This is a genomic window from Azorhizobium caulinodans ORS 571, assembly GCF_000010525.1.
In the GTDB taxonomy this organism is placed as follows: Bacteria; Pseudomonadota; Alphaproteobacteria; order Rhizobiales; family Xanthobacteraceae; genus Azorhizobium; species Azorhizobium caulinodans.
The window spans coordinates 433,587-446,411 of record NC_009937.1 but is presented as its reverse complement, the minus strand read 5'-3'; the positions used below and the strand labels follow the sequence as shown (position 1 = coordinate 446,411).

At 67.1% G+C, this 12,825-nt stretch carries 12 protein-coding genes; 5 read left to right on the top strand and 7 right to left on the bottom strand.

Annotated features, from left to right (window positions below):
- Nucleotides 1-208: 208 nt before the first annotated feature.
- From AZC_RS02000 to AZC_RS01990, 3 genes are all read left to right on the top strand, one after another.
- Complete coding sequence (locus AZC_RS02000; RefSeq protein ID WP_012168922.1) at nt 209-2,425, top strand: glycosyltransferase; 2,217 nt, start codon at nt 209-211, stop codon at nt 2,423-2,425.
- Nucleotides 2,426-2,534: 109 nt separating this feature from the next.
- Nucleotides 2,535-2,999 carry a carboxymuconolactone decarboxylase family protein gene (locus tag AZC_RS01995; protein ID WP_043878785.1) on the top strand — a complete coding sequence of 155 codons (465 nt, stop codon included), beginning with the start codon at nt 2,535-2,537 and terminating at the stop codon, nt 2,997-2,999.
- On the top strand, nt 2,986-3,888 hold the full coding sequence (locus tag AZC_RS01990; RefSeq protein ID WP_012168920.1) for a sigma-70 family RNA polymerase sigma factor: 903 nt from the start codon (nt 2,986-2,988) through the stop codon (nt 3,886-3,888). Before AZC_RS01995 ends, AZC_RS01990 begins: the two co-directional genes overlap by 14 nt.
- Nucleotides 3,889-3,891: 3 nt before the next feature.
- Here the strand turns inward: AZC_RS01990 and AZC_RS01985 are convergent, their stop codons facing one another.
- On the bottom strand, nt 3,892-4,560 hold the full coding sequence (locus AZC_RS01985) for a S24 family peptidase (RefSeq protein WP_012168919.1): 669 nt from the start codon (nt 4,558-4,560) through the stop codon (nt 3,892-3,894).
- 128 nt (nt 4,561-4,688) lie between these two features.
- Here AZC_RS01985 and AZC_RS01980 point away from each other — a divergent pair, with 128 nt between their 5' ends.
- Complete coding sequence (locus tag AZC_RS01980; protein WP_043879922.1) at nt 4,689-5,036, top strand: DUF952 domain-containing protein; 348 nt, start codon at nt 4,689-4,691, stop codon at nt 5,034-5,036.
- A gap of 6 nt (nt 5,037-5,042) precedes the next feature.
- Here AZC_RS01980 and AZC_RS01975 read toward each other — a convergent pair whose 3' ends face one another.
- From AZC_RS01975 to AZC_RS01960, 4 genes are all read right to left on the bottom strand, one after another.
- Complete coding sequence (locus AZC_RS01975; RefSeq protein ID WP_012168917.1) at nt 5,043-6,377, bottom strand: MATE family efflux transporter; 1,335 nt, start codon at nt 6,375-6,377, stop codon at nt 5,043-5,045.
- Nucleotides 6,378-6,396: 19 nt separating this feature from the next.
- A complete protein-coding gene (locus AZC_RS01970; protein ID WP_012168916.1) occupies nt 6,397-6,672 on the bottom strand; it encodes a DUF6460 domain-containing protein in 276 nt (91 codons plus the stop codon).
- Nucleotides 6,673-6,767: 95 nt separating this feature from the next.
- Nucleotides 6,768-7,598: a hypothetical protein gene (locus AZC_RS01965; RefSeq protein ID WP_012168915.1), complete on the bottom strand. Its 831-nt coding sequence runs from the start codon at nt 7,596-7,598 to the stop codon at nt 6,768-6,770.
- A gap of 115 nt (nt 7,599-7,713) precedes the next feature.
- Nucleotides 7,714-8,358 (bottom strand): peroxiredoxin, encoded by a 645-nt coding sequence (locus tag AZC_RS01960; protein ID WP_043878784.1) that lies wholly within the window; start codon nt 8,356-8,358, stop codon nt 7,714-7,716.
- 352 nt (nt 8,359-8,710) lie between these two features.
- Between AZC_RS01960 and AZC_RS01955 the strand changes: the two genes are divergently transcribed.
- Entirely contained in the window at nt 8,711-9,820 is a 1,110-nt protein-coding gene (locus tag AZC_RS01955) for an acyltransferase family protein (protein ID WP_012168913.1), read from the top strand.
- A 12-nt stretch (nt 9,821-9,832) separates the two neighbouring features.
- Here AZC_RS01955 and AZC_RS01950 read toward each other — a convergent pair whose 3' ends face one another.
- Nucleotides 9,833-10,900, bottom strand: a complete 1,068-nt coding sequence (locus tag AZC_RS01950; protein WP_043878782.1) for an esterase — start codon at nt 10,898-10,900, stop codon at nt 9,833-9,835.
- Nucleotides 10,901-11,086: 186 nt separating this feature from the next.
- Nucleotides 11,087-12,742, bottom strand: a complete 1,656-nt coding sequence (locus AZC_RS01945) for a lysine--tRNA ligase (RefSeq protein WP_012168911.1) — start codon at nt 12,740-12,742, stop codon at nt 11,087-11,089.
- Nucleotides 12,743-12,825: the final 83 nt, after the last annotated feature.

The following is a 12,825-nucleotide window of genomic DNA, read 5'->3' as shown; positions in this document are numbered from 1 at the left end:
TCATGGAATCACTCAATAATATCATTCACGGAAATCCGACTTGAAGGCGAGCACCCCAGTCCCCTAAAAGTATCTTCCGTCGTTTCTTGAGCTTCGCTGTGGCGTGGAACGCAGGGACGCTCTGGCAAATCGGAAGGGTTCCGACCGAAGAACAATGGCTCTCTTATAAACCGAGCGACTGAAAACTGTTCCAACGAAAAGAACAATCGTGATCCTGACCCTCACCTACGCCAAGGTCTGCACCACCTCGCTGCATCACCTGTTGACCGAACGCTTTCCCGGCGACGTGTTCCGCAGTCATGGCCTGGAGCCCTGGATTCTCGATCCGCTTGAGCGCTTTGCCGCCGCAGTCACGGCCGATACGTCGGGCCTGCGTGGATCGTTCGACAACGGGCCGATCCGGGAGCGCCTCGCCCATGCCCGCGCGACCGGCGAAACGATCACGATCATCAGCGGCGTGCGCGATCCCGTCAGCCGTTCGCTGTCGGTCGCGATGCAGAATCTGGAGGCCGCCTTCGCGGATTGCGTGAGCCCATCCGTCCAGGCCAGCGCGGAAGCCATCGCAACGCGCGTTGCCGACCTGTGGCTGCGTGAAACGACGAACGGCGATCCGGTCCGCACCTTTCTGGAAAAGATGATCCGGGCCCCCTTCGAGTGGTTCGAGCAGGAACTCGCCGGGCCGTTCGGCTTTGATCTGCGCGAACAGGCCTTCGACACGGTTCAGGGCTATTCCATCCAGAGCCGCGACAATGTGCGCCTGCTGCTCTTCCGCCACGAGCGCGCACCGGCGGCCATCGAGAAGGGCCTCACGGAGCTGTTTCCGGGAATGGACTTCGTCCTTCCCCATGACAATACGGGCGAGGACAAGCCGAGCGGCGGCATCTACCGCGCCCTGCGGCAGTGCTTCCGGCTGCCGCGAGCGACACTTGAGGCGATCTACGCCCATCCCGACGTCCGCCCCTATTTTGGCGAGGACGAGATCACCGCCGCCATCGAGCGCTGGGCGGAGCCCGCGCCGCAGTCCGCCTGGGTCATGCCGCCGCCGCCGGCGGCCCCGCGGCAGACCTTCGCCGCAACGGTCTTCATCCCGCTGCGTAACCACGCCCAGTGGGTCGGAGCGCAGATCGACAGCCTGCTGGCCCAGTGGCGGCCGGACGTGGAACTGGTGCTGGTGGACGACGGCTCACAGGACGGCAGCCTCGCTGCCGCGCTGGACCGGCTCGGCGGCCGGCCCGAGGTCATGGCGACCGTCATGCGCAACAGCACGGCGCTCGGCCATGGCATGCTGCCCGCCGTTCTCGGCTTGTCCCGCGCGCCGGTCATCATCCAGGCGGACAGCGACGACATCGCCCTGCCGGGGCGCCTCGATACCATCATCGGCCATTTCGCGGCCGATCCCGATTGCCGGCTGGTGACCTCCAACGCCGTGCTGCTGAGCGAGACCGGCATTTCCATCGGCGTGCTCGATCCGCATGCGGCGGACGCCCGGCTCGACGACCCGGTGGCGCTGCCGGACCTCCAGCACAATTCCTATTGGCTGGGGGCCTCCTCCGCCTTCCATCGCTCGGTCATCGAGGCGTTTCCGCCGCTCGATCCGGAGCTGTGCGCCTATGGCCTCGATCTCCTGACCGGCTTTCGCGCGATCCTCCTTGGCAGCCAGCACTATCTGGCGCAGCCGCTCGTCGGCTGGCGCCAGCACGCCCGCAACAGCCACCGCGTCATCGGAACGTTCGATGCGACGCCGGCCAGCAAGGAACATCTGGCCGCCATCGCCTTCATGACCCGCGCCCAAAGGTTGCGGGACCTCGCGTGGCTTCAGGCGCAGAGCCAGATCGCTCCCGAGCGGGCCGCCCGGATTGACGCCCGGTGGCGTGCCGACCACTCGGCGCAGGCGGATGAATGGATCCGGCTCCGCAACCGGCTCACCGGGACCCATGCGGCGCCCAACCCGCTGGACTCCCGCGCGTCCGAAGGCGCCGCGCATGTCCCGGCCGTGCCGCCCATTCTCACCCTCACGCGCGGGTTTGAATGGAGCGCGGCGCAGTTGGACCCGGCGCTGTCCCGCTGGTCGGGCACCTATGGCGGCGACAGCCGGATGCTCTGGATCAGCCGGCAAACGGCCATCACGCTGCGGATTCCCGAGCCCGACGCCGAGGCGCTGGTGCTAACGCTGGCCGGCATTCCCTATGTCGATCGGCAGTCCGTTTTCCTCTCCCTCGATTTCGCGCCGCCCATGGAGATCACCCTCGTTGCCGGAGAAAGCCGGCGCGTGACGGTGCCCATCGTCCAGCGCCGCGATCCGGCCGGCGGCCTCATGACGCTGATGATCCGGGCGCCGGAAGCGGTGCGGCCATGCAATCTCGATCCGGCCAACCCTGATCAGCGAATGCTCGGCGTTGCGCTGTTCGCGATGCAGGTGATCTGACCCGCGGTGGGGCACGGGCGGCCGAAAAAATTCGCCGCTTATGTCACACCCGGTCATTCTCCCTCGTCTTGTCCTCGAACGCGCATGGAGCGCGTCACGGAGACGAACGATGAGCGAGAGGATCAAGGAGCCGTTCAGGCTGGCGCCCGAGGGCATCAAGGCAATGATGGCGCTGGAGGCCAGCATCCGGCATTCGACGCTGGAGACCAGCGTGCGCGAGTTCGTGAAGCTGCGAGCCTCGCAGATAAATGGCTGCGCCTTCTGCCTCGCCATGCACGCCCGCGATGCCCGCGCCCAGGGGGAGAGCGAGATGCGCCTGCACCTGCTCGCCGGCTGGCGGGAGGCCACCTGCTACACCCCGCGCGAACGGGCGGCGCTTGCCTGGACAGAGGCCCTCACCCTCCTGCCGCAGACGCGCGCGCCCGATGCGGACTATGCTGAGATCGCTGCGGTCTTCACCGAGGAGGAACGGGTGCAGCTCACCTTGCTCATCGGCGCCATCAACACCTGGAACCGCCTTCAGGTGGGCTTCCGCGTGGCGCCTGCGCTCGAGACCGCGCATGCCGCAGCCTGACGGCGCGACGGCGATTTTCGAGGCGCAGCGGCCCCGGCTGCTGCGCCTCGCCTATCGCATGCTCGGCTCGCTCAGCGAGGCCGAGGATGTGGTGCAGGACGCCTGGCTGCGCTGGCAGCGGGCGGACCATTCCGCCATTGCAGCGCCGCCCGCCTTCCTGTCCCGCGTGGTCACGCGGCTGTGCCTCGACGTCATGAAATCGGCCCGCCGCACGCGGGAAACCTACGTTGGCCCGTGGCTGCCGGAGCCCCTGGTGGATGGCCTGTCGCTGCCCGAACCTGTGCCCGATGCGGATGATCTCACCCTGACGCTCATGCTGGCGCTGGAGCGGCTCTCGCCGCTGGAACGCGCCGCCTTCCTGCTGCACGACGTGTTCGGCGTGCCGCTGAACGAGGTGGCCGCCACCCTTGAACGCGAGCCCACCGCGGTGCGCCAGCTGGCCGCCCGCGCGCGGGGCCATGTGCGGGAGGCGCGGCCGCGCTACAAGGTGGAGGAAGAGGAAGGCGCGCGCATCGCGCAGGCCTTCTTCACCGCCAGCCGCAGCGGCGACGTCACGGCCCTGGGGAGCCTGCTGGCGGAGACGGCCACCCTGCGCTCGGACGGTGGCGGCAAGGTGCTGGCGTTCCGCAATCCCATCATCGGGTCTGCGCGCATCCTGCGCCTCTATGCCCGCCTCGCGGTGAAGGACACCGATCACGGCGCCCTGCTGCGTCCGCTGGTCATCGACGGGCTGCCGGGCTTCCTCAGCCGCGAGCGGGGCGGCCTGATGCAGACCACCGCCTTCGCCATTGCGGACGGGCGCATCACGGACATCTTCATCACCCGCAATCCGGACAAGCTCGCCCGGCTGCTCTCGGCCCTTGGCGAAGCGCCGGCGGCGGGGGCCTGAATCCTACTGGCTCGCCCAGATGATGCGGGCGATCCAGAGCACGTCGGTGGCGGCCAGCGTGCGGCCCTCATATTCCGGATTGAGGGAGCGCAGTTCCACGGTGCGGGCGGTGCGGCGCACCAGTTCCTTGGCCAGCACCTCGCCGTCACGGGTCTTCACCACCACCCGGTCGCCCTTGCGCACGGAGGCGGCGGGGGAGACCACCACGAGGTCGCCGGGCCGGTAGAGCGGCAGCATGCTGTCGCCGGAAATCTCCAGCGCATAGGCATGCTCGTCCTCCACCTCCGGGAAGAGGATCTCGTCCCAGCCGCTGCCCACCGGAAAGCCGGCATCGTCGAAGAAGCCGCCGTCACCCGCCTGCGCGAGGCCGATGTGGGGAATGGCACGCTGCGGCCGGAAGGGCGGCGCCGGCTCCTCGCTGAAGCCGGAGGGGCCGATGTCCTCCCCCTCCAGAAGGGCGAGGAAGGCCCGCATGCTCGTGTTTGTCGCGGAGAGAATCTTGGACACGCTTTCGGTCGACGGCCAGCGCGGGCGGCCATCGGAGGTGATGCGCTTGGAGCGGTTGAAGGCGGTGGAATCAAGCCCCGCGCGCTTGGCAAGGCCCGAGGCGGAGAGGCCGTTGGCCTCGGCGAGCCGGTCGATCGCCGTCCAGATCTGGCCGTGGGTCAGCATGGGGCGCCTGCGCGTGGAAAATATATAGGAAAGGATGTATCGCCGATCCGGGGTGCAGGAATCAAGTCCTCCACCGCATAAAGATACTCCCTCTGGCGTGCCCGGATGCAAATGGCTACATGGGCGGCATGAGCCATCCCTGCATCATCTACAAGATCTGCCCCCGCACGCTGTGGGAAGCCGCCGAGGCGGCGGGACGCTTCGAGGGCGCGCCCGTGGACCTCGCCGACGGCTACATCCATTTCTCCGCCGCCGAGCAGGTGCGCGAGACGGCGGCCAAGCACTTCGCCGGCAAGGACGACCTGCTGCTGGTGGCGGTGGATTCCGCGCGCCTAGCCCCGCATCTCAAGTGGGAGCCCTCGCGCGGTGGGGCGCTGTTCCCCCACCTTTATGCACCGCTGCCGGTGACTTCCGCCCTGTGGGTGAAGCCCCTGCCCATGGGGGCCGACGGCTCGCACATCTTCCCGCAGCTCTGAAGGCGGTCAGCCTTCGGCAAAGGTCCGCCGCACCAGCGCCGGCAGGCGCCATGCCTGAAGCACGCCCCGCGCCGCGAGGAAAAGGAGCAGTGCGCTCCAGAGCCCGGCATTGCCGAAGGGCCTGAGCGCCCACCACGTGGCGAGATAGAAAGCCAGCGCCGCCAGCATCAGGTTGCGCATGTCGCGCGACCAGAGCGCGCCCACATAGACGCCGTCATAGGCATAGGCCGCGACGCCGAAGAGCGGCAGCAGAGCGGCAAAGGGCAGATAGCGCACCGCCTCGGCCACCACCTCCCCATTGGTGCTCATGAGCCCGAGGATGGTGGGGCCCGCCAGCAGGAAGAAGGCGACCGCCGGCACGGCAAAGCCATAACCCCAGCCGAGCACCAGCCGCAGCGCGGTCGAGAAGGCGGTGCGGTCCCGCGCCCCCGAGGCGGCGCCGCAGAGCTGCTCCGCGGCGGTGGCAAATCCGTCGAGGAAATAGACCGACAGCAGCACCATGGTGTTGAGGAGCGCATTGGCTGCGAGCGTCACGTCGCCCGCCCGCGCGCCCTGCGCGGCGAAGAAGGCGAAGGCGGCGAGGAGCGCGGCCGTGCGGATCATGATGTCGCGATTGAGCGCGAACATCTCCATCAGCCGGGCGCGGTCCGTCACCACGGCGCGGGGCACCTCCAGCCGGAAGCCGAGCAGGCGGGCGCAGAGCAGCAGGCCGGCGAGCGTGCCCGCCGCCTCGGCCCAGAGCGCCGCTTCAGCCGCCCCTTCGACACCGCGATCGAGTCCGAGGACGAACAACACGCAGAGCGCGATATTGATGCCGTTGATGCCGGCCTGGAGCGCCAGCGCGTGTCCCGTGCGCCCGAGCCCGGTGAACCAGCCGAGCAAGGCGTAATTGGCAAGGCTGACCGGCGCCGCCCAGATGCGCACGCCGTAATAGGTGGCAAGCGCCGCATCCGCTGCGGGGCTGGCACCGGCGAGATGGCGGGCGAGGCGCCCGATGGGCCATTGCAAGAGCACCATGGCCCCGCCGCAGGCAAAGGCGAGCAGCAGGGCGCGGGCGAGCACCGCCCGCTGTTCCAAGCTATCGCCGCGCCCCAGCGCCTGCGCGGCGAGGCCCACCGTGCCCATGCGCAGGAAGCCGAAGCCCCAGAACAGGAAATCGAACACCACCGCACCGAGCGCGACGCCGCCCAGCGCCGCCGCATCCCCGAGCCGCCCCACCACCGTGGTGGCGACGAGCCCAAGCAGAGGCGTCGTGAGATGGGCGAGCGTCATGGGCGCGGCGATGGCCAGCACGCTGCGATGGGTGACCGGCCCGGCCGGAAGGGAGGCGGACCCGCTCATGACCGGGACAGGCGACCGTTCACCGCCCGCTCCGGAAAAGTCGGGAGATCAGCCACAGCGGGATGACCACCACCGCCCCGAGCAGGAAATAGCGCCAGATGCGCTCCACCGTATCGAAGCCGAGGGAGAAGACGGTCTCGATGAGGCGGCGGAAGCTCTCCAGCAGATGCGCGGGGTCGAGGCCCAACGCGGCGAGGATCACCCCGACCACGATGCACAGGATGATGAGGCGCAGCAGAACCGAGACCGGCGAGCCGCCGAGAAACCGGGAAAGCTGGTTGTTGCCCTCTGCCATGACTGCCTCGCCTCACCCTTCCATCGCCGCGATGTCGTCAGGCGCGGCGGCGCCCCTCGTCTATCATGCCGCGCGAGAAGGCCAAAAGGCGGCGATCAGTATGGGGAGACGATGCCGATGCTGCGGGTGAGGAAGGCCCGGCGCAGATAGCGGCGCGTGCTCTCGATGCGGTGGCCGAGCGCTCCGCGCGGCTTCAGCACCGGGGGCGGCGCTTCAGGCATCTCGGCATCGAAATTAAAGCGGGCATAGAGGTCGGCATAGCGCTCCAGGAACAGCGCCTGCGTCGGCGCATCCATCTCCCGGTAGCGCTGCGGCTTGCCGACATTGAACTGGCCGATGATGGAGCCGTCGCGGAAGGGCGCCAGTACGGCCGCCGCATTCACAGTGAGCCCAAGATGCGCGGCTACCCGGCGGATCGCCGCCTCGGTGGAGAAGCAGATCTCGTTATAGGTGAAGAGCTCGACACCCGGCACGGACGACCAGGCCGTGAAATAGTCCATCTGCACGTCAAGGGAATGGATAGCATCGGCGGGCGTGTGAATCTCGGCAAACGGCAGGAGGCCCAGCTTGCGCGCCCGTGCGCCGTTGTCCGCCATGGACATGGCCATTTCGCGCGGGTCGCGGATGCTGGCCGAGGCCTTCACCGCGCCCGAGGCAATGCGCTCGCCCACACCCGGATCGAGCGGCCCGTGGGTCTTCAGCACCACGTCGCGCCCCCGCGCCGCCGCCGCGATGCGGTCGAGGAAGGTGGGAGAGATGCGGTCGAAATAGTTCTCGAGCTTGGCGCTGCCGGGCTGGCGGATGCGCCCGCAGCTGCGGCCGGACACCACCAGGATTTCCTCGGTGAGCTGATAGAGGAAGGTGCTCGCCGACTTGGTGACGCCGTAGCAGATATAGATCATCGCACCCCGCGCCGCCGGCGCCATCGCTCTCCTGTCCTTCTATCGCGAGGGCAGGAGGGGTCAAGTCGGCGGGCGCAGACCTGCGCAAAGGCCGCCGCCCCGAGGAGCAGGCGGCAGCGCTAATGCAAAGGGATGTACGTCAGGCGGAGGCGGTGCCGGGCTGGCGCACGACGCGCAGATAGGGCTTCACCGTCTTCCAGCCTTCCGGGAACTTCTCCTTGGCCGCCTCGTCGGAGACGGAGGGGACGATGATGACGTCATCGCCCTGCTTCCAGTCCACCGGCGTGGCGACGGAATGCTGGGCGGTGAGCTGGAGCGAATCCACCACGCGCAGGATTTCCTGGAAGTTGCGGCCCGTGCTCGCCGGATAGGTCAGCGTCAGCTTCAGCTTCTTGTCCGGCCCGATGACGAAGACGGACCGCACGGTGGCGGTGTCGCTCGCATTCGGATGGATCAGGTCATAGAGGTCGGAGACCTTCTTGTCGCTGTCGGCGATGAGCGGGAAATTCAGGTTCGCGCCGGTGGCGTCCTTGATGTCCGCGACCCAGGCCGGATGGTTTTCGATCGTGTCCACGGACAGGCCGATGACCTTCACGTTGCGCTTGTCGAACTCGCCCTTCAGATGCGCCACCTGCCCCAGCTCGGTGGTGCAGACGGGGGTGAAGTTCTTCGGATGCGAGAACAGGATGCCCCACGAATTGCCGAGCCACTCGTGAAAGCTGATGGGCCCCTCGGTGGTCTGGGCGGTGAAGTCGGGAACCGTATCGCCAAGGCGGAGCGTCATGGATGCCTCCAAACTACAAATCGAAAATGTGACTATCAAATATCATACACATGATCGATGAAGTTTGGAAGACGCAGGGCCTATCCCCTGTCCACATGGCGCATCGGTCGCAGTTGGGGCCGCAGTGGCCAGCCGGCCGGCCATTGGCCGAACGGACCAACCGGCGTGCAGGCGAGGTTCCGAACGTCCGTGAAGCGTCTTCCTCACCGCCCAATTTGGGACGTGGCAGGGAACGCATCGCGGAAGCGACCCCAGAAGGCCACACCTTGCAAACGGACAGGCGGCTCGGCATAAGCAACGCGGCGCCTACCAAAGCACCGTACCGTTAACAGGCCTGAGGGGTGGGCTCCTCGTGAATATTCCTGCGTTGACCGGCGCCCGGTTTTTCGCAGCCGCCGCGATTGTGCTGTATCACTCGCAATTGCCACCCTTCTTTCCCGCCGATGCGTTCTGGCCGCTGGATCCGAGCGGCGGCGTGCCGTTCTTCTTCGTGCTGTCCGGCTTCGTCCTCACGCTGCACGCGGAGAAATACCGCTCGCATCTGCAGTTCATGATCGCCCGCCTGGCGCGCATCTGGCCGGCCTATCTGGCGGCGGTGGCCTTCTGGTTTGCGCTGTTCTGGCCGTACAGCCGGATGCTGATCGAGAGCAGCGGCACGCAAGTGGCAATCCTGGTCGCCAACCTCGCCATGGTGCAGGCCTGGGTGCCCGACAGGATCGTCTATTGGTCGATCAATGCGCCGTCCTGGTCCGTATCGGCGGAGATGTTCTTCTATGCCGTCTTCCCCGCCGTGCTGTGGCGGATGCGCCGGCACGGGCTCGTCTGGCTGGCGCTGCTGACCCTCGCGGTGATTGCCGCACAGATGGCGGTGTGGACATTGTTTCCCGGCGTGGATGTGCTCTGGCTCGGCCGGTACAATCCCGTGATCTACCTGCCGGCCTTCGCCGCCGGAGTCCTGGCGGGACATTGGTTCAAGGCCACCGGGCGCAGCCCGCGCGAGGGCACGCGCATCCAGTGGGGCGCACTGGCGCTGATGCTGGCGGCCAACATGCTGTTCAAGGTGGAATGGCTGGGGGCCCTGCCGCTGCCGCTGGCGATGGCCATCGCCGCCACCGGCGCCGCACCCGCCTATGCGGCGCTGATCCTGGCGCTGGGGCGCTATGACGGCGGCCCCAGCCGCTGGCTCTCGCGCCCGTCCATCGTGTTCCTCGGGGAGATCAGCTATGGGCTGTATCTCTTCCATCAGCTCATTATCCGCTGGCATACGGACCACCTGGCCGCGTTCTCGGGCGTGCCGGTCTGGGGGCAATATGCCGGCATCTGGATCGCCGCGCTGCTGATCTCCGCTGTGTGCTACCTGCTGATCGAGCGGCCCGGCCGCCGCGGCATCGTCGCCCTGGGCGCGTCCGCACGGGCGGCCTTGGCGCAGAAGCGGTCAGGGCCAATCAGTGATCGGCCCTGATGGGGGGCGCCGTCAGCGGGTGAGCTTCTTCTCCACCAGCCAGTTCTGGATCACGCCCGCCACCTCGTCGCTGTTGCGGTCCATCATGATGAGGTGGCTGTTGCCCTTGATGCCCTTCTCCGGAAGGTTGATGACATCGACGCTGCCGCCGGCATCGCGGACCAGCTTCACGAAGTCCATGGCCCGCGCGCGGATGGTCGGCCAGCGGCTGTCGGTGGCGATATAGTCGCCATAGACCATCAGGATCGGCACGCCGGCGAGCTTGGAGGCCAGTTTGGGATCGCCCGTGACGGCGGGCTCCACGGCGATGAGCGCCTTCACCTTGTCCGGATGCTTCTGGGCCATCTCGAAGCCGAACTTGCCGGACTGGCTGTGCACGAGGATGACACAGGGGCAGACCTTCTCGATTTCCTGGCTGTAGGCATCGAGGATGAAGTCGTCCGTGGTCGTCCAGCGCGGCACGTTCTGCTTCACGAACTGGATGTAGGAATCGACCGGGAACTGGTTGCCCGGCAGCACCTTGCGCTTGGCCGGATCGTCGGACCAGGAGCCGGCGCCATCGCCGATGCGGAAGCGCTCGAAGGGACCGTTCACGGTCAGGAACACCGGCTCGCCGGGGAAGATGTCCGGCGATTGCGCCCAGCCGGAGCGGCCCCGCTCCACCGCGTCGGAATTGTAGACCGCCCAGCCCTTGCGCAGGAAGTAATTGAGCCATCCCTCACGCCCGTCCGGCGTGGTCTCATAGGTCACGCCGGTGAGGCCGCCGCCGTGCCACAGCAGCAGGGGCACGGTGCCTTTCTGATCCTGCGGAATGAAATACTGCACATACATCTGGCCGGCGATGTAGGTGCCGTTGGGATCGATCTTGGCCGGCACGCCGCCGGGCGAGAACACGACTTCCTTCACGGGCTTGCCGGAAATATCGACGGTCTTGCCGCCGATATGGAAGGAGCCCATGGCCTTGAGCGTGATCGGCGGCTGCGCCGGGGGCGTAGCCTGCTGCGCAAAGGCCGAGCCGGTGCAGGCGAGGGCAAGGGACAGCGCCGCCGTGGCGACGGCGGTTTTCAGAATGGGCGTCATGCGAGCCTCCCCGGATGCCGAAGGCACCCTTATGCGTCCGTGCAGCCGAGCGACAGCCGGACCTTGGGAACATCCGAATCGGACGTTCGCCGGGGATTAGAGCAACGGGCCAGCCGGAGGCCAAGCCACTCCAGAGCAAGCGATCGATAAGAGACGCCGCCCGCGCAAAGCGCGGACGGTCAAGCCTCAGGCCGCCAGCGTGCCGTCGAGGGCCTTGGCGATGAGCGCCCGCGTCTCCGGGATGCCGTAGATGGCGACGAACGAGCCGAAGCGCGGTCCCCGCTCCTGCCCGATCAGAACCTGATAGATCGTGTTGAACCATTCCACCGAGACGCCCGGCTTCTCCGGCGTCGCGCCCTTGGCCTTGAGGTCCTGATAGCGCGGGATGGGACGGGCCACGTCATAGAGCACCGTCTGGATGTCCTCCGCGCTCGCCCCCTCGGGCAAGGCGGCGAGCGCCGCATCGAGCGTCGCGAGGGCGTCCCGCTCAACGTCGTCAGGGGCACGGAAGCGCTTGTTGGGCTTCACGAAGTCATTGAAATACTTCACCGCATAGCCCACCAGCTCGTTGAGCTTGGGATGGGTCTGAGGCGAGATACCTTCCACGTGACGGTTGAGGAAGCCCCACAGCACGCCCTCGTCCTCGGTGTTGGACGCCGAGGCGAGGTTGAGCAGCATGGAGAAGGACACCGGCATGTCCACCGCCGGCGGATTGCCGGAATGGATGTGCCACACCGGATTGCCGAGGCGCAGCTTCCAGTCCTGCGCCGGATAGCGGGCGAGGAAGTTGAAATACTCGTCCACCGCCTTCGGGATGACGTCGAAGTGCAGCTTCTTGGCCGAGCGCGGCGACTGGAACATGTAGAGCGCGAGGCTCTCCGGGCTCGCGTAAGTCAGCCACTCGTCGATGGTGAGGCCATTGCCCTTGGACTTGGAGATCTTCTGGCCGTTCTCATCGAGGAACAGCTCATAGACATAATGCTCGGGCGCCACGCCGCCGAGGATCTCGCAGATCCTGTCATAGACCGGCGCGTTGGTCTGGTGATCCTTGCCGAACATCTCGAAATCGACGCCGAGCGCCGCCCAGCGGGCGCCGAAGTCCGGCTTCCACTGAAGCTTCACCTTGCCCCCGGTCACGGGGAGGGTCTTGTCCACCCCGTCCTCGTCCGTGAAGGTGATGGTGCCGGCCTTGGCGTCCACGGCCTTCAGCGGCACGTAGAGCACGCGCCCGCTGGTGGGCGAGATGGGCAGGAACGGGCTGTAGGTGGCCTGCCGCTCCTCGCCGAGCGTCGGCAGCATCACGGCCATGATGTCATCGTACTTCTCGGCCGCGCGCAGCAGCACGGCGTCCAGCTTGCCGGTCTTGTAATAATCGGTAGCGCTGGCGAATTCGTAATCGAAGCCAAAGGTGTCGAGGAAGCGCCGCAGCATGGCGTTGTTGTGGTCGCCGAAGCTCGGATAGTCGCCGCCGAACGGATTGGGCACGGAGGTCAGCGGCATCTGGAGATAGGGCTCCAGCGCGGCGCGGTCCGGCACGTTGTCCGGGATCTTGCGCATGCCGTCCATATCGTCCGAGAAGCACAGCAGCCGGGTCTTCACCTTGTCCTCGGTGAGCACGCGGAAGGCGTGGCGCACCATGGTGGTGCGCGCCACTTCGCCGAACGTGCCGATGTGCGGCAGGCCGGAGGGGCCATAGCCGGTCTCGAACAGCACCTCGTCCTTGGGCTTGCGCTTCAGCCGCTCGACGATCTTGCGCGCTTCCTCGAACGGCCAGGCGCCTGCGGTCTCCGCAAACGTGCGCAGTTCGGTGGCAAGGTCTTCGGTCGTCGCGGCCGTGGTCATGTCAAATCTCCGGTCAGGGCGCCAACGGGCGAGGCAGGCGGCCTGGTGGCTGCGCGGCCGCGCCAGCCGTCCTCGAAAGGAAG